Annotated in this window: 18 protein-coding genes; 10 read left to right on the forward strand and 8 right to left on the reverse strand. The window is 71.2% G+C overall.

Features of this window, described 5'->3' with window-relative positions:
* Positions 1-394: 394 nt before the first annotated feature.
* Entirely contained in the window at positions 395-1,945 is a 1,551-nt protein-coding gene (locus tag AWC19_RS25530; protein WP_085080880.1) for a long-chain-fatty-acid--CoA ligase, read from the reverse strand.
* A gap of 45 nt (positions 1,946-1,990) precedes the next feature.
* Between AWC19_RS25530 and AWC19_RS25535 the strand changes: the two genes are divergently transcribed.
* The 3 genes from AWC19_RS25535 to AWC19_RS25545 are packed head-to-tail and all read left to right on the forward strand — an operon-like array spanning position 1,991 to position 4,579.
* The gene (locus tag AWC19_RS25535; RefSeq protein WP_211285000.1) at positions 1,991-2,788 is read left to right on the forward strand and encodes an SDR family NAD(P)-dependent oxidoreductase; all 798 of its coding nucleotides are present in this window, start codon (positions 1,991-1,993) and stop codon (positions 2,786-2,788) included.
* A gap of 17 nt (positions 2,789-2,805) precedes the next feature.
* Positions 2,806-3,744 (forward strand): catalase family peroxidase, encoded by a 939-nt coding sequence (locus tag AWC19_RS25540; RefSeq protein ID WP_085080882.1) that lies wholly within the window; start codon positions 2,806-2,808, stop codon positions 3,742-3,744.
* 49 nt (positions 3,745-3,793) lie between these two features.
* Complete coding sequence (locus AWC19_RS25545; RefSeq protein ID WP_142281418.1) at positions 3,794-4,579, forward strand: sulfite exporter TauE/SafE family protein; 786 nt, start codon at positions 3,794-3,796, stop codon at positions 4,577-4,579.
* Between the two features lie 2 nt (positions 4,580-4,581).
* Here AWC19_RS25545 and AWC19_RS25550 read toward each other — a convergent pair whose 3' ends face one another.
* On the reverse strand, positions 4,582-5,691 hold the full coding sequence (locus tag AWC19_RS25550) for a glutamate--cysteine ligase (RefSeq protein ID WP_085080918.1): 1,110 nt from the start codon (positions 5,689-5,691) through the stop codon (positions 4,582-4,584).
* Positions 5,685-6,122 carry an anti-sigma factor antagonist gene (locus tag AWC19_RS25555; protein ID WP_211285001.1) on the reverse strand — a complete coding sequence of 146 codons (438 nt, stop codon included), beginning with the start codon at positions 6,120-6,122 and terminating at the stop codon, positions 5,685-5,687. The genes AWC19_RS25550 and AWC19_RS25555 overlap by 7 nt, the downstream gene beginning before the upstream one ends.
* A 156-nt stretch (positions 6,123-6,278) precedes the next feature.
* On the opposite strand from AWC19_RS25555, the gene AWC19_RS25560 reads away from it, so the two are divergent.
* Positions 6,279-6,899, forward strand: coding sequence for a TetR/AcrR family transcriptional regulator (locus tag AWC19_RS25560; RefSeq protein ID WP_085080884.1), 621 nt, complete (start codon positions 6,279-6,281; stop codon positions 6,897-6,899).
* On the opposite strand, the gene AWC19_RS25565 is transcribed toward AWC19_RS25560, so the two are convergent.
* A complete protein-coding gene (locus tag AWC19_RS25565) occupies positions 6,900-7,559 on the reverse strand; it encodes a DedA family protein (protein ID WP_085080885.1) in 660 nt (219 codons plus the stop codon).
* Positions 7,556-8,395: an SGNH/GDSL hydrolase family protein gene (locus AWC19_RS25570; protein ID WP_085080886.1), complete on the reverse strand. Its 840-nt coding sequence runs from the start codon at positions 8,393-8,395 to the stop codon at positions 7,556-7,558. Before AWC19_RS25570 ends, AWC19_RS25565 begins: the two co-directional genes overlap by 4 nt.
* Positions 8,396-8,694: 299 nt before the next feature.
* Between AWC19_RS25570 and AWC19_RS25575 the strand changes: the two genes are divergently transcribed.
* Entirely contained in the window at positions 8,695-9,477 is a 783-nt protein-coding gene (locus AWC19_RS25575) for an IclR family transcriptional regulator (protein ID WP_085080920.1), read from the forward strand.
* Between the two features lie 7 nt (positions 9,478-9,484).
* Here the strand turns inward: AWC19_RS25575 and AWC19_RS25580 are convergent, their stop codons facing one another.
* Positions 9,485-10,330 carry a polysaccharide deacetylase family protein gene (locus tag AWC19_RS25580; protein ID WP_372508571.1) on the reverse strand — a complete coding sequence of 282 codons (846 nt, stop codon included), beginning with the start codon at positions 10,328-10,330 and terminating at the stop codon, positions 9,485-9,487.
* A 362-nt stretch (positions 10,331-10,692) separates the two neighbouring features.
* On the opposite strand from AWC19_RS25580, the gene AWC19_RS25585 reads away from it, so the two are divergent.
* The 3 genes from AWC19_RS25585 to AWC19_RS29755 are packed head-to-tail and all read left to right on the forward strand — an operon-like array spanning position 10,693 to position 12,318.
* Complete coding sequence (locus AWC19_RS25585) at positions 10,693-11,631, forward strand: Rieske (2Fe-2S) protein (protein ID WP_085080888.1); 939 nt, start codon at positions 10,693-10,695, stop codon at positions 11,629-11,631.
* Complete coding sequence (locus tag AWC19_RS25590) at positions 11,628-12,113, forward strand: hemerythrin domain-containing protein (protein WP_085080889.1); 486 nt, start codon at positions 11,628-11,630, stop codon at positions 12,111-12,113. The genes AWC19_RS25585 and AWC19_RS25590 overlap by 4 nt, the downstream gene beginning before the upstream one ends.
* Positions 12,114-12,144: 31 nt before the next feature.
* Positions 12,145-12,318, forward strand: coding sequence for a hypothetical protein (locus AWC19_RS29755; RefSeq protein WP_158090939.1), 174 nt, complete (start codon positions 12,145-12,147; stop codon positions 12,316-12,318).
* Here the strand turns inward: AWC19_RS29755 and AWC19_RS25595 are convergent.
* On the reverse strand, positions 12,305-12,982 hold the full coding sequence (locus AWC19_RS25595; protein ID WP_085080890.1) for a TetR/AcrR family transcriptional regulator: 678 nt from the start codon (positions 12,980-12,982) through the stop codon (positions 12,305-12,307). The two genes, AWC19_RS29755 and AWC19_RS25595, sit on opposite strands and share 14 nt — an antisense overlap.
* A 293-nt stretch (positions 12,983-13,275) precedes the next feature.
* Positions 13,276-13,482, reverse strand: a complete 207-nt coding sequence (locus tag AWC19_RS25600; protein ID WP_211285002.1) for a hypothetical protein — start codon at positions 13,480-13,482, stop codon at positions 13,276-13,278.
* A gap of 361 nt (positions 13,483-13,843) precedes the next feature.
* Here AWC19_RS25600 and AWC19_RS25605 point away from each other — a divergent pair, with 361 nt between their 5' ends.
* Positions 13,844-14,521 carry a helix-turn-helix transcriptional regulator gene (locus AWC19_RS25605; protein ID WP_085080892.1) on the forward strand — a complete coding sequence of 226 codons (678 nt, stop codon included), beginning with the start codon at positions 13,844-13,846 and terminating at the stop codon, positions 14,519-14,521.
* Entirely contained in the window at positions 14,518-14,952 is a 435-nt protein-coding gene (locus AWC19_RS25610; RefSeq protein WP_085080893.1) for a hypothetical protein, read from the forward strand. The genes AWC19_RS25605 and AWC19_RS25610 overlap by 4 nt, the downstream gene beginning before the upstream one ends.
* Positions 14,953-14,962: the final 10 nt, after the last annotated feature.

Below are 14,962 nucleotides of genomic sequence, written 5' to 3' on the forward strand. Positions count from 1 at the left end.
GAGTCGGTCGTCCTGATGGACCTCGCCACCCTCGAAACCCGCCGTTGCCACGCCACAACCGAATCCGGTCCGGTCAGTGACCTCGACGTCGGACGCGGCCGGCCCGCGGTGTTCGTTCACGGCATTCTGTCAACAGCCTGCTGTGGCGCCGCGTCATTTTCGGGGTCGCCGGAGATCGGCGGCGCTGCATCGCCCTCGACCTGCCGGGCCACGGGCACACCCCCGCCGCGCCCGCGCGCGCCGACGTGTCGCTGACCGGCCGGTGAGCTTGGTGAGTTAGGAGTGCGCGCCGGGCGGATCGAACGTCGGGTCGATCACGAGCCGCAGGCCGCCGATGTCGACGAACGTGGTCGGGCCGCCCAGCACGGTGATCGCGCAGTCGCGCCGCCGGGCGTCAAACTTTGCGGGTCCTTCCCTGCCAATACGGTTCGCGCAGCGTGGTTTTCAATATTTTGCCGCTCGGGTTACGCGGGAGCGAGTCCACGAAGTCCACGGTGCGCGGGCATTTGAAGCCGGCGAGGTGCCGGCGGCAGAACGCGATGATGTCGTCGGCCTCGACCTCGCCGCCGGCCACGACGACGGCCTTGACCGATTCGCCCCAATAGTCGTCGGGGACGCCGATGACCGCGGCGTCGGCGACGGCGGGATGCTCGATCAGCACGCTCTCCACTTCGGGCCCGTAGACGTTCTCGCCGCCGGTGATGATCATGTCCTTTAGGCGATCCTCGATGTAGACGTAGCCGTCGGTGTCCAGCCGCCCGACGTCACCGGTGCGCACCCAGTCGTCGTCGGTGATCGTCTCGGCGGTCGCCTCCGGCCGGTTCAGGTAGCCGGTCATGTTCTGGTTGCTGCGCACCCAGATCTCGCCGGCTTCGCCGGTGGGCAAATCGGCGCCGGTGTCGGGGTCGACGACCCGAATCTCGGTGCCCAGCACCGCCTTTCCGGCCGATAGCTGCAACCCGGGCCGGGCCGGATCGCGATGCTCGGCGTCGCCGAGCGCGGTGACCGCCCCGCACAGCTCCGTCTGGCCGTACACCTGAACGAATTTCGTCTCCGGCCACGTTTGCAGCGCCCGGTGCAGCAGCGGCAGCGGCATCGGGGCGGCGCCGTAGACGATGTAGCGCAGGCCGGCGATCGCGGCGCTGGCGGCCGCGCCCGCGTCCAGGAAGCGCGCGATCACCGGCGGCACGAAGAACGCGTGGGTGGCACCGGTCCGCACCGCCCCGACCAACGAGGCGGCGTCGGGCTCGCGCGTCATGATCGTCGGCACGCCCGCCCGGATGCCGAACAGCGCGTAGCCGATTCCGCCCACGTGGAACAGGGGCATGCAGACGAGGTTCGTGTCGCCGTCGGCGAACGGGAACGCCGGCGCCAGGTTGGCCGCGTGGTTGGCCAGCGCGCGCTGGCTCAGCAGCACGCCCTTCGGGCGGCCGGTGGTGCCGGAGCTGTAGATCACCAGGGCGGTCTCGGCCCCGCCGACCTCCTCGGGCGGCGCGGGCGACGCTGCGGCGAGCAAGGTTTCGTACTCGTCGTCGACCACGACGACGCGTCGCACGCCGTCGGCGCGCCCGGCTGCCGCGTCGGCCGCTTGGCGCAGCTCTTCACCGACGAAGAGCACGCGGGGGCGGCTGTCGTCGAGCACGTGGACGAGTTCGTCGCCGGCCAGCCGCCAGTTGACGACGGTGGTCACCGCGCCGATCGATGCGGCGGCGAAGAGGATCTCCAGACAGGCCGGGTGGTTCTTGTCGAGGAACGCCACGCCGTCGCCGCGTCTCACGCCGGCGTCGCGCAGCGCCCCGGCCGCGCGCCGGATCCGCGACGCCCACTGCGCCCATGACCACTGCCGCTCGCCGAAGCGCATCGCGATGTCGTCGGGCCGCCGCTGGGCGTGTCGCTCGACGAACCCGGCGAGCGTCCCGGTCGTGCTGGTGTCGGCTGGTGGCATGGTTCGAGTGTGCCTGACGGGCATGCGACGACACACCGTGTCACCATGACTGCCATGGTGAGCACCGACCGCGCCCGTTCTCGCACCTTCATCGTGACGGGCGCGGCGTCGGGCATCGGCCTGGCCACCGCGCGGCGGCTGTTGGCCGAGGGCGGCACCGTGATCGGCGCCGACCTGGCACACCCGCCGGACCTCGGCGCCGACTTTCACTACGTGCCGGCCGACGTGACCGACGAGGCCGCCGTTGGCGCGGTGCTGGCCGCCGTCCCCGACCGCCTCGACGGCGTCTTCCACGCGGCCGGCGTGGCCGGCGGCGGCCCGGTCCACCTGCTCGACCGCACCGAGTGGGACCGGGTGATCGGCATCAACCTCACCGGTACCTTCCTGGTGGCCAAGGCCGCGCTGGCCCGGATGATCGAGCAGCCCCGCGTCGACGGCGAGCGCGGCTCGATCGTGACCGTCGCCAGCATCGAGGGCCTGGAGGGCACGGCGGGCGGCAGCTCGTACAACGCGGCCAAGGGCGGCGTCGTGTTGCTCACCAAGAACATCGCGCTCGACTACGGGCCCAGCGGCATCCGGGCCAACGCCATCTGCCCCGGCTTCATCGAAACCCCAATGGCGCAAGGCGTTTTCGGCCTGCCCGGAATGGAGGAGCCGCTGGCGTCGATCACCTCCGAGCACGCCCTGCAACGGCTGGGCCGGCCCGAGGAGGTGGCGGCCATGGCGGCCTTTCTGCTGTCCCCCGACGCCTCGTTCGTCAGCGGTCAGGCAATCGCCGTCGACGGCGGCTACACCGCCGGCCGCGACCACGGCGTCGTCAAACTCTTCGGGTTTCCCCGCTGAGCCTCTAAGATTCGCGGATGGCCCGTTCCGTCACCCCCGAGGAGGCGATCGAGGCGATCCGGGGCAGCGGCGGCGCCCGGCCGGGCTGCCGGGCCCTGCACGCCAAAGGCGCGCTGTACCGCGGCACGTTCGCCGCGACCCCCGAGGCGGCCCGGCTGTCGCGGGCACGCCACCTCGACGGCTCGCCGGTCCCGGCGCTGATCCGCTTCTCCAACGGATCGGGCAACCCCGCGCAGCGCGACGGCGTTCCCGGGGTGCGGGGGATGGCGGTGAAGTTCACGCTGCCGCACGGCTCGACCACCGACGTCTCGGCGCAGACCGCGCGGCTGTTCGTGTCCAGCACGCCGGACGGATTCGTCGACCTGCTCAAGGCGATGCGCCCCGGTTTGACCGCGCCGCTGCGGGTGGGCAAATACTTTTTGACCCATCCGCGCCTGCTGCGAGCGCTGCCCGTGCTGCGCGAGGCCGGCAAGGTCCCGGAGAGCTACGCCACCATCGACTACCACGGGCTGCACGCGTTCCGGTGGATCGGCGCCGATGGCGGCGCCAGATTCGTTCGCTACCACTGGATCCCCGCCACCGGCGAGCGGATCTCGGGGCCCGCCACCCGCGGCGCGGGCCCCGATTTCCTCACCGAAGAACTCGACGCGCGCCTGGCCAACGGGCCGGTGTGGTTCGACTTCCGCGTCCAGATCGCCGGGCCCGACGACTCGACGGTCGACCCGTCGGCGCCCTGGGATAGCACCCAGGTCGTCACCGTCGGCACCCTCGAGATCACCGGCCGCGACACCGAACGCGAGCGCGGCGGCGACATCGTCGTGTTCGACCCGATGCGGGTTACCGACGGCATCGAGCCCTCCGACGACCCGGTGCTGCACTTCCGCACCCTGGCCTACTCGGCGTCGGTCAAGCTGCGCAGCGGCGTCGATCGCGGCGCCGAAGCGCCGCCGGTGTGACGAAACTCGCCCGGCCGCGGAGGTCGGCGCCGGGCTAGGCTCGTCGGAAGTGCTGCCCTCCCACATGCTTTTGATCGCCCTGGCCGGGTTCGGCGCCGGCGCGATCAACGCGCTCGTAGGCTCGGGCACCCTGATCACCTTCCCGACGCTCGTCGCGCTCGGGTATCCGCCGGTGACCTCCACGATGTCCAACGCGGTGGGCCTGGTGGCCGGCAGCGTGTCGGGCACCTGGGGCTATCGCGCCGAACTGGGCGGCCAGTGGGACCGGCTGCGCTGGCAGCTGCCCGCGTCGCTCGCGGGCGCGGTGCTGGGCGCCTTCTTGCTGCTGCACTTGCCGGAGAAGGTGTTCGGCGCGGTCGTGCCGGTGCTGCTGGTGCTGGCCCTGGGCCTGGTGGTGCTGGGGCCGCGCATCCAGTCGTGGGCGCGCCGGCGCGCCGAGGAGGCCGGCCGCGCGCCCGAGCACGTCACGCCGGCGCGGATGGCGGTGCTGGTGCTGGGCACCTTCGCCGTCGGCGTCTACGGCGGCTACTTCACCGCCGCGCAGGGCATCCTGCTGGTCGGCATGATGGGCGCGCTGCTGCCCGAGTCGGTGCAGCGCATGAACGCGGCCAAAAACCTGCTGGCGTTGGTGGTGAACGTGGTTGCCGCCCTGAGCTATTCGCTGGTCGCCGGTCATCGGATCAGCTGGCCGGTCGCGGGGCTCATCGCGGCCGGCTCGCTGATCGGGGGATGGGTGGGCGCGCGCTACGGGCGCAAGCTGTCGCCCAACGGCCTGCGCGCCGCCATCGTCGTGGTGGGCTTGGTCGGGCTGTACCGCCTGCTCGCGGTGGCCTGATCTCAGCTCAGCGTGGCCGCGGCGGCCTCCGCGATCACGTCCATCACGTTCTCGCGTTCGCGCCACGCCCGCAGCTGGCGCATCGCCCCGTTGCCCTGGGCGGCGATGCGGTCGAGTTCCGTTGCGGCGCGGTCGTATTCGCCCAGCGCCTCCAGCGCCGGGCGCACCCGTCGCACCAGCGCCTCAAGCTGGGAGCGGGCCGGCACGGCGCCGCGGCCTTCGAAGAGGTCGAGCCCGCTTCCGGCCAGCCCGTCGTGGGCGGCCTTCCAGTACGCCGCCCGCAGCGCCGCCGGCGGCAGGCGCCCCGGCCGGTCGTCGCGCCCCTGCAGCGCCGTCATCACCGCGGCCCGGACCAGCGTGGACAGCAGCACCGTCTCGGCGACCGTCGCGGGCACGTCGGCCACCCGCACCTCGATCGTCGGGAAGTTGTCCGACGGGCGCACGTCCCAATAGAGCATCTTGCGATCGAGGATCACGCCGCTGTCGACCAGCATGCGCACCGTGCTCTCGTAATCGTCGGGCGAGGGGAAGAACGGCGGCGGCCCGGCGACCGGCCAGCGCCGCCACAGCACGCTGCGCCAGCTCGCGTAGCCGCTGTCGGCGCTGCGATACACCGCCGAGTTGGCCGACAGCGCGAGCAGCGCCGGCAGCCACGGGCGCAGCCAGTTGCTGACGTGGACGGCGGCCGCGCGGTCGGGCACCTCGACGTGCACGTGGCACCCGCAGATGCCCTGCTCGTGCGCGACCATCCCGTACTCGGCGCCGATCCGCCGGTAGCGCGGGGTGTCGGTCACCGGAAACCGGTGCGGCGTGGCGGGCGGCAGCCCGCAGGCCAGCAGCTGCACCCCGCTGGCCTCGGCCGCCCGCGCGGCGGCGCGCCGCAGCCGGGTGAGTTCGTCGTGCAGCTCCGCGCTGGAGTTGGCCACACCGGAGGTGGTTTCCACCTGGCAGCTGCTCAGTTCCAGCTGCAGCTCGATGCCCCGGCGTTGCGCCTCGGTGGCCACCGCGGTGTTGCGGGGCGCGGGTTCGCCGGTCCGGGGGTCGACGAGGAGGAACTCCTCCTCGGCACCGAAGGTGGGTCCCGAAGCGGGCCCGGGATAGGGACCTACCAGGGGGTGGCCGCCGACAGGGCGCCGTCCGCCGTCGGGTAGATGGGCAGCAGCCCGCGCAGGCCGCAGGCGTCGACGATCCTGCGGACGATCGGGTCGCAGCTCACCAGGCGCAGCTCGATGCCGCGCCCGCGGCACCGGCGCGCCTCCTCGGCGAGCACGGCGAACGCGCAGCAACCCATGAAATCGAGCCCCGTGACGTCGACGACGAAGGGCCCCGGGGCGACAACCACGTTGGCCGCCTCGCTGACCAGCTGGCGCCAGGTCTGCTCGTTGCACGCGTCGACCTCGCCGCCGGCGTTGATCAGCACCGCCGGCCCGCTGCGGTCCGTGGTCGCGCGCAGCGTGCTGCGTGGATTGCCCAGCTGATAGACCAACCGCGTGCTCAGCATCAGGTGGTGGCTGGGCATCGGGTCTGTGATAACCGGGCTCATGATGGACTCCCTAATCTACCGGCCTCTGGGATGCCGGGACGGTGCCCGTCCTTCTTGCCTGAAGACAGACGATTCGCGCACTGCGAATCTCATTTTTATAACGAGACAGGGTAGTCTGTCTACCTGTCCAGGCCTAAGAGTATGGTAAGGCTCGCTATGACCAGCGACGACGTCGCCACATCGGCCGTTTCGGCCCGTGAACGGATCCTGACCGCGGCCTACGAGCTGTTCAGCCGGCGCGGAATCCGCTCGGTGGGCACCGACGAGGTGATCGCCCGCGCCGGGGTGGCCAAGGCCACCCTGTACCGCCATTTCGCCACCAAGGACGCGCTCGTGCTGGCCGTGCTGCGGCGGCGCGAAGAGGTGTGGACGCACAACCTGATCGAGGAGCAGTCGCGGCTGCGGGGCGACACGCCCGAGGAGCAGCTGCTGGCGATCTTCGACGTCCTGCACGACTGGTTCCAGCAGCGCGACGGCTACGAGGGCTGCTCGTTCATCAACGTGCTGCTCGAGATGGGCGCCGACCATCCGGTGGGGGAGGCCTGCATCGCCCACATCGACCACGTCCGCGACATCGTGCGGCGCCGGGCCGTCGCGGCCGGCCTGACCGACGTCGAAGACCTCGCGTCGTCCTGGCACATCCTGATGAAGGGCGCCATCATCCTGGCCGCGGTGGGCGATCTCGACGCGGCGAGGCGGGCCCGCAAGATGGCCGGCGCACTGATCGAACAGCACCGGCCGGCGGATCCCGGAGACCTCGGCCAGGCCGCCGGGTAATCAGGCGGCGTCGGCCGCCTCAGTCTTTCGGTAGTGCTCGGCCTCGAGCTCGGCGATCGCCCGCGACGTGCGTTCCCGCAGCACGATCGCGGCCGTCAGCCCGCAGACGACGGCGACGACCAGCCCGATCCAGGAAAACCGCTCCAGCCAGCGTTCGGCGGCCATCCCGGCGAAATAGACCAGCGCGGTGGTGCCGCCCGCCCAGCAGATGCCGCCGGACACGTTGGCGGCCAAAAACCGCGGGTAGGGCATCTTCAGCGCGCCGGCCAGCGGCCCGGCGAAGATCCGCAGCAGCGCGATGAACCGGCCGAAGAACACCGCGCGGGCCCCCCACCGGTTGAACAGCTTTTCGGCGAGCGCGACGTGCCCGGGCCCGAAGTGTTTGGGGAACCGGCGGCCGAGCCGGTCGAACAGCGGCATGCCGAACCGGCGCCCGACGGCGTAGCCGATCGAGTCGCCGACCACGGCGCCGACCACGGCCGCGGCGCCGACCCCGACCGGGTTGACGGCCAGGTCGTGGTGCGACGACATCAGCGCCGCGCTGACGAGCACGATCTCGCCCGGAAGGGGAATGCCGAGGCTTTCCGCCCCGACCACGCCGCCGACCACCAGGTAGACCAGCAGCGGCGGGATCGACTGCAGCAAAGCCTCCACGTTCATGGCTCAAGGATGCCTGACCGGTCGGCGAACCGCGCCGCGATCTCTGCGCTGGGCGCGGCCAGGGGTTCCAGCCGCGGCCGCTTGGGCACCCGCCCGTCGGCCGACGACTTGCCGCGCAGGCGCCGCCACACCCACGGCATGAACTTCTGCTGGGTCCAGCGCAGCTGCCCGTAGGTGCGGGTGCGCAGCGGCAGCCGCGTGGGGCTGCCGCTCGCCTGCGCCCAGTCATGGCTGCTGCCGGGCAGCTCGAGGGCCTCGGCGGCGGCCTGGGCGAACAGGATGTGGCCCTTGGTGGAGGCGTGCACGCGGTCGACGTCCCAGGTGTCCAGGTCGCGCATCGAGGGCGCGTGGTAGAGGTCGACCAGCCGGAAGCCGTACTGGTCGGCGGCGGCCCGGATCGCGTCGTTGATGCGGGTGAGCCGCCCCGACACCAGCTGGCCGAGCGGCAGGAACTGCGCGACGTTGGGGAACGTCGTCGTCACCACCGTCGCCCCCGATTCGGCCAGCTTCGCGTGGACCTCGTCGAGGTCGGTCAGGGCGCGCCCGAACGAGCGCCCGGGCTGGATGACGTCGTTCATCCCGACGCACACGGTGATCAGGTCCGGCCGCATCTTTAGCGCCTGCGGGACCTGTTCGCGCAGCACGTCGGCGACCAGCTTGCCGCGGATCGCCAGGTTGGCGTAGTGCAGGCCGGGATAGAGCGAGTCGAGCAGCGTCGCGAGCCGGTCGGCGAATCCGAGCAGGCCGACGGCGTCGTCGCCGTCCCACAAGCCCTCGGTCTGGCTGTCCCCGATGGCGACGTAACGGCTGTATCCGGTCCCACTGGCCCCGCACACGAAGCCGAGACTAATAGGCGGGCGCGCTTCCGTTGCGCTGGCTCGACGGGAGGACAGGCGGTGCAATTCAACCTCGCCCAGGTGTTCGGTGCGGTGGCGCGGGCCAACCAGGATCGGGACCGCGTCCCCTTTCGGGGATCGGCTGCGGCGCTCGCCGTCCGGCACGGCCGACTATCGGTGGGCGAAAATTAAAGCGGCGCAAGGGGATTGAGGTGGTGCGTGTCGCTTCATCGGTCACTTTGGCCCTCGGCGACAAAATGCGCGCACGCTCCGGTGCCGCGCCGGGCTACCGTTGGCCCATGCCGAAAAAGCGCGCCGCCGATTCGCTTGCGCCGCAGTATCCGATCGAGTCGGTCGACAACGCGCTCAAGCTGCTGCTGCTGCTGGGGGAGCGGCCCGAGGTCCGGTTGAGCGAGGCGACGCGGTACCTGGGGGTCGCGCCGTCGACGGCGCACCGGCTGCTGGCGATGCTGGCCTACCGAGGCTTCGTCCGGCAAGACCCGGTGTCCAGGGCGTACCTTCCCGGCCCGTCGTTGACCGGTGTGGCGTTCGCGATCTTCGGCCGCGTCGACATTCAGCGCTCGGCCACGCCGATCATGCGGGCGCTCAGCGAGCAGCTGCGCGAGACGATCCACGTCGGGATGCTCGACGGCGCCAACGTCCGCTTCGTCGCCGCGGTCGAGGGGCCGTCGGCGGTGCGGGTGGCCTCCCGGCTGGGACGCATCATGCCCGCGCATTGCACCTCGACGGGCAAGGCCATGCTGGCCCAGCTGCCGGAAGCCGAACTGCACCAATTGTTTTCGGGCGAGAAGCTGCAGGGCATCACCCCGCATTCGATCGGCCGCCGGGCCCAACTGGAGGCCGAGCTGTCGCGCGTGCGCGAGCGCGGCTACGCCGTCAACCGCGAGGAGAGCGAGGATGGCGTCGCCTCGGTGGCGGTCCCGATCCCGACCCGGGCGCCGGGCCTGCGGCTCGCGCTCAACGCCGCGGCCCCGCAGAACCGGCTGGCCGGCTCGCGGCACGCGTCGGTGGCCGCCGCACTTGCCAAGGCGGCCAAGGAAATCGGCGATCAGCTCGGCTGAGCCGGTCTCAGTTGGCGGGACGCGGTGCGCGGTGGGAGATCTCGGGCCGCAGGAAGACGTCGTTGAGCGTCACGGTCCGCAGCCGGCGCGCCCGGATGATGTCCACCAGCCGGCCGTAGCCATGGGTCACCGGAGGGTGGTTGAGGTGGCCGATCACGATGTTCTGCGCCACGAAGGACTGGCGCGCCAGCGAGACGATCTGGTCTTCGGAAAGCACCGCGGAGTCCCGCAAATCGCCGCTCCACAGGGTGGGAACGTGGTAGCCCAGGTCGGCGGCCACCGCGTCGACCGCGGCGTTGTGGTGCCCGTACGGCGGGCGGAAGTACGGGGCGGCGTCCACGCCGTAGGCGTTGCGCAGGAACGCGTCGGTGCGGCCCAGCTCCGCGGCGACCTGGCTCGGCGAAAGTTTCGTCAGATCCGGATGGCTCCACGTGTGGTTGGCCAGCTGGATCTGGCCGGACTCCACCAGCGGCCGCAGCAACGCGGAATGCTCGGTCCACGAGCGGAAGGAGCCGGTGACGAAGTACGTGAGCCGCACCCCGGTGTCCTTGGCGAATTGGGTGTAGAGCCGCACCACGTCGGCGTCGACGCCGTCGTCGACCGTCCATGCCACCAGGTCGGTGCCGGGAAGCTTGCTCAGCACCGCGCCACCGGGCAGCGGGATGCGCGCGCCCCGGCCCGGGGGAGGCAACAGCGGGGGCAGGGCAGGCGTGATCGGGCCCGGCACGGATCCGGCGACGTCCCCGCGCGCCACCGACTCGCTGGGCCCGCCGGCGGAGCACCACGAGACCCCGGCGACGGCGGCCGTCGCGGCCACCGCGACCAGGAACCGCCGCCGATCGAGCTCGCTCACGACGCCACAGGCTAAGCCGGGTGCCGGGAAATCCATCGCGTGGCGCGCGCTGGAGACGAACCCGTGACCTGCCGCGGTGAGAACGCGGTTTTCAAGGCGACGCCCGGACGCGACGGCGCGGCCGGCACAGCCGGGCAGCGACGGTTAGCGGGGTGGCGCCAGGCGGGCCGCCGGTCAATCAGCGCGCCGCCAGGATCCTGGTGGCAAATTCACCGGCGTCTGGTGACCCAGTGCCAGGAGCCGCCGCTACCGTGGTCACGTCAGCCCCAGCGTGCGCGTGAGCACGCGGCAATGCGGCGGTAATCGCCGCTTTTGCGTGCTGCAGCGCCATATTCGCCCTGCATTTGAGGAAGGACGGTGTCATGGTGGGTCGGTCCCGGCGGGCCGGTGGTCGGTTGCGGGAGCTCGGGCCGAGGGTGCTCTCAGCAATCGGGCGCCAGGAGTGGCTGGATCGACCGAGCTACCGGTTGGAGCACCTGCTCAGCTTCGGTTACAACGCCCTGGGCGACGCGCGCAACACCGTCACCAACGCGCTGCACGGCGTGTGGCTGGGGCACCCGGTCCATCCGCCGCTGGCGTCGCTGACGAGCGGGGCGCTCGGCACGACGGTGGCGCTCGACGCGCTCAGCGTGATGCCGGGCCGGCGGGCAACGGAAGTCCGCGACGCGTCGCGCTTTGCCACCCGCGCGCTCGGGGTGGGCATCGCGGCGAGCGTCGCCTCCGCGGTCACCGGCACCACCGACTGGCAGCACACCCACTCCGAGGACCGCCGGGTGGGGTTGGTCCACGGCCTGGTGAACCTGGTCGCGACCGCGCTCTACGCGCAGTCGTGGTGGGACCGCCGCCGCGGTCGCCACGGCCGCGGCATCGCGCTGACCGCGCTGGGCTACGCGATCACCCTCGGCGGCAGTTACCTCGGCGGCGCCCTGGTGTTCGAGTCCGGCATCGGCATCGACCGGTCCGGCGAGCGGCTGCGCACCGCCGAGTGGACGCCGGTGCTGCCCGCCGGCTCGCTGAACGGAAAGCCGGTGCGCGTCGAGGTCGACGGCGTCGGAGTCGTTGTGTGCCAGACCAAGCCGGGGCAGGTGTCGGCGTTCGGCGAGTTCTGCCCGCACCTGGCCGCCCCGATGTCCGACGGCTGGGTCGACCGCGGGCGGATCGTGTGTCCCTGGCACGGCTCGTGGTTCGAGGCCGAGTCGGGCGAGGTGCTGCGCGGCCCGGCAGCGGCGCCGCTGCCGTGTTATCAGGCCCGGCTGGTCGACGGGATGGTTGAGGTGCGTGCCGAGGAGGTTGCGAAGTGAACGCCTACGACGTGTTGAAAGAGCACCACGTGGTGATCAAGGGGCTGGGCCGCAAGGTCAGCGAGGCGCCGGTGAACAGCGAAGAGCGCCATGACCTTTTCGACGAGATGCTGATCGAGCTCGACATCCACTTCCGCATCGAGGACGATCTGTATTACCCGGCGCTGGCGGCGGCCAGCAAGCTGATCGCGGTCGCCCACGCCGAACATCGCCAGGTGATCGACCAGCTTTCGGTGTTGCTCAAGACCCCGCAGGGCTCGCCGCGCTACCCAGACGAGTGGAACTCGTTCAAGACGGTGCTCGAGGCGCACGCCGACGAGGAGGAGCGCGACATGATTCCGGCCCCGCCGCCGGTGCACATCACCGACGACGAGCTCGAGGAGCTCGGCAACAAGATGGCCGCCAAGATCGAGGAATACCGCGGCTCCGCGCTGTACAAGCTGCGCACGAAGGGCCGCGCCGCGCTGGTGCGCTCCCTGTAAGGACTTTCGGTAAGGAGTAGCCGCACGGCTGATGAGCGCCGACGGTGTCGCGTCCCGGGGCGTCCTGGACACGGCGCTGCCGCCCGAGCAGCGTGAGATCGCCGCCCTGGCCGGTACGCCGGCGTCGGCGACCCACCTCGGCGCCGTCGACGGCTTGATCGACCAGGGCATCGACCGGGCGCGGCGGATGCTCAAAAAACGTTAGCGGCCAACGCTTTACGGCCGCCCGCATAGATGCTGGCCACCCAGATGTGCACCAGCGTGTCGATCACCCGGTCCTCGGGGATCGCCTCCTCCTCGGCGGTGAACGTCGCGGACATCACCCGCTCGCTCAACATGTTCAGCGCGACCGACAGGTCCTCCGCCGGACAGGTTTCCGGAGCGGCGCCCCGCTTGCGTTCGGCCTTGATCGCCGCCGTCGTGTAGGAATCCCACTTGGCCATCAACGTCGACCACAGCCGGCGAACCTCGGGGTTGGTGGACTTCGCCGCGGCCCCGGCGACCGCGACCGCCCGGTGCGATCCCGACACCTCGAAGAAGGCCTCGATGCGCGCCCGCCACAGGGTCACCGGATCGCCCGGCAGTTGCGGGCCCAGCGCCGCGAGCGCCGCCTGCGCCTTGTGGTTCATCTGATCCAGCAGCGACAACAACACCGCGTTCTTCGACTGGAAGTAGAAGTAGAACGTCGGGCGGGAGATGCCGGCGCCCCGCGCCAGGTCGTCGACGGAAAAGTCGGCCAGCGGCCGCTCCTGCAGGAGCCGCTCGGCGGTGGCCAGGATCGCTTGTTTGCGGCCGTCGCCGGAGTGCTGCGAGGACCGCCGGCCCCGGGACGCGTGCGGGTACGCGGCCTGCGTCGAGCGCTCGGACACGGGGGTTACTTTATGGACACCTCGACGTACCGCAGAGAAATTGTCGATTAAGACCAGCAATATTGTCGATTAAGGATCGACGGGTGTTTGTCTTTCGGCCCCCGGTTCCGGCGAACCGGTGACTTTCGCCTCTGGTTTTCGCCCGGCCCGCGATGGTCGCATCTATGCGGGCAGTCGCTCGCGGGGCAACCAGTCTCGCCGCGGTCACCAAGCCGCCTCATGCCGCGGCGGTCCCGGAATCCCCCCGTCCGGGACCGCCGCTTCAGGCGCCTTAAGCGTCCGTCCGGCGGGACCTAGTTGCGCGGCGTGCGCCGCACGTTGGCCATGATCCGGTCCAAGACGGCGTTGGACAGGTCGCCGTCGTCGGCCACCCGGGACAGGCCGCGCCGCCGCAGGAAGGTGTCGAGGCGCCGATCGGGCGACCAGCCGGCGTAGGTCGGCCCCAGGTAGCTCGAGCGCAGGAATTCGTGCGCGAGGGCGTCGACGTCCGATTCGGTCAATAACAACGGCGGGTTTCCACCCATAACCGTCATGCTCCTTTGTTCGCCCCGCAACCGCCCCAGCAAAGCTACGTCAGGCCACACCATTATTGCGTCACGCGCAGATTGCGGATAGGGGCCAAAGTCGCCGCGATCGCCGTCGGAATCATTTGACGGTCTTCGTATTTGACGGCTGCCCAGAGGGGCCGGGGCCAAACGACTCTAGTGGCGGGCGCTGGGGCGCCCTACGGTCGGGCTGGTGGGGACGGTGAAAGCCTCATCGCCGGCATCGACGGCTCGCGGCCGGCGATTGCGGCCGCCGTCGCCATGGCTTCTCCCGCCGTCCTGGTTTTTACAATCAGCCTTGTGTAAAATCTGCGGCATGACATCCCCGGCCGGAAAGCCGCCCGCTCAACCCGCAGGCCGCCGCCGCGAGGTGCTGCGGTTGCTGCGGTCCTCGCCCGCCCCGATGAGCATCCTCGCGATCGCCGACGCGCTCCGGGTGCATCCCAACACCGTGCGCTTCCACCTCGGCACCCTGCTCACCGACGGCCACGTCGAGCAGGTCGAGCAGGGGCGCAAGGGGCCGGGGCGCCCGCCGCTGATGTTCGCCGCGGTGCGCCAGATGGATCGCGGCGGCACGCGCCACTACCGCGTCCTGGCCGAGATCCTCGCGGCCGCGCTGGCGGCCGAGCGCAACCCGCGCCCCAAGGCGGTGGCCGCGGGACGCGCGTGGGGGCGGCAGGCGGAACGCGGCTCGCCGCCGACGCCCGTCGCGAGCGCCGGCGAGGCCATCGATCGCCTAATCGAGATGCTCGACGATCTCGGGTTCGCCCCCGAGCGCCGGACCGCCAAGGGCGAGCAACAGGTGGGCCTGCGGCACTGCCCGTTTCTGGAGCTGGCCGAAACCCGTGGCGCCGTCGTGTGCCCGATCCACCTCGGGCTGATGCAGGGCGCTTTGGAGGCGTGGGCGGCGCCGGTGTCGGTCGATCGGCTCGACGCGTTCGCGGAACCGGACCTGTGCCTGGCCCACGTCAGCGCCGTCGGGGCCGCCGGATGAGCGCCGGAGCGGCGGTCGCCGTCGCGGTCACTTTCGTATGGCTCGGCATGGTGCTGGCCATCTCGTTCCTCGAAGCGCCGCTGAAGTTCCGCGCACCCAACGTGACCCTGCAGATCGGGCTCGGCATCGGGCGCCTGGTGTTTCGGGCGCTGAACACCGTCGAGGTCGTCTTCGCCCTCGTGATCGTGGCGATCGTGGCCGGCAGCACCGAGCGCCCGGCCCCCGCGCGGATCGTGGCGGCCCTCGCCGTCGCCATCGCCGCGCTGGCGATCCAGTTGGTCGCGGTGCGGCCGCGCCTGGCCCGCCGCTCCAATCAGGTGCTCGCCGGATCCGACGGTCCCCGGTCGCGCGCGCACTACGTCTACGTCGGCTTCGAGGTGGTCAAGGCGGTGGCCCTGCTGGTGGCGGGGATACTGCTATTGACCGTCTGACCAAAAGCGC

This window comes from Mycobacterium palustre, assembly GCF_002101785.1.
GTDB lineage: Bacteria > Actinomycetota > Actinomycetes > Mycobacteriales > Mycobacteriaceae > Mycobacterium > Mycobacterium palustre.

Excerpts from the sequence above, each read along its gene's own strand:
- AWC19_RS25605 (WP_085080892.1), top strand. The coding sequence starts at position 13,844 with ATGACATCCCCGGCCGGAAAGCCGCCCGCTCAACCCGCAGGCCGCCGC.
- AWC19_RS29755 (WP_158090939.1), top strand. The coding sequence starts at position 12,145 with ATGAGCGCCGACGGTGTCGCGTCCCGGGGCGTCCTGGACACGGCGCTG.
- AWC19_RS25560 (WP_085080884.1), top strand. The coding sequence starts at position 6,279 with ATGACCAGCGACGACGTCGCCACATCGGCCGTTTCGGCCCGTGAACGG.
- AWC19_RS25610 (WP_085080893.1), top strand. The coding sequence starts at position 14,518 with ATGAGCGCCGGAGCGGCGGTCGCCGTCGCGGTCACTTTCGTATGGCTC.
- AWC19_RS25565 (WP_085080885.1), bottom strand. The coding sequence starts at position 7,559 with ATGAACGTGGAGGCTTTGCTGCAGTCGATCCCGCCGCTGCTGGTCTAC.
- AWC19_RS25530 (WP_085080880.1), bottom strand. The coding sequence starts at position 1,945 with ATGCCACCAGCCGACACCAGCACGACCGGGACGCTCGCCGGGTTCGTC.
- AWC19_RS25585 (WP_085080888.1), top strand. The coding sequence starts at position 10,693 with ATGGTGGGTCGGTCCCGGCGGGCCGGTGGTCGGTTGCGGGAGCTCGGG.
- AWC19_RS25535 (WP_211285000.1), top strand. The coding sequence starts at position 1,991 with ATGACTGCCATGGTGAGCACCGACCGCGCCCGTTCTCGCACCTTCATC.
- AWC19_RS25555 (WP_211285001.1), bottom strand. The coding sequence starts at position 6,122 with ATGAGCCCGGTTATCACAGACCCGATGCCCAGCCACCACCTGATGCTG.
- AWC19_RS25575 (WP_085080920.1), top strand. The coding sequence starts at position 8,695 with ATGCCGAAAAAGCGCGCCGCCGATTCGCTTGCGCCGCAGTATCCGATC.
- AWC19_RS25540 (WP_085080882.1), top strand. The coding sequence starts at position 2,806 with ATGGCCCGTTCCGTCACCCCCGAGGAGGCGATCGAGGCGATCCGGGGC.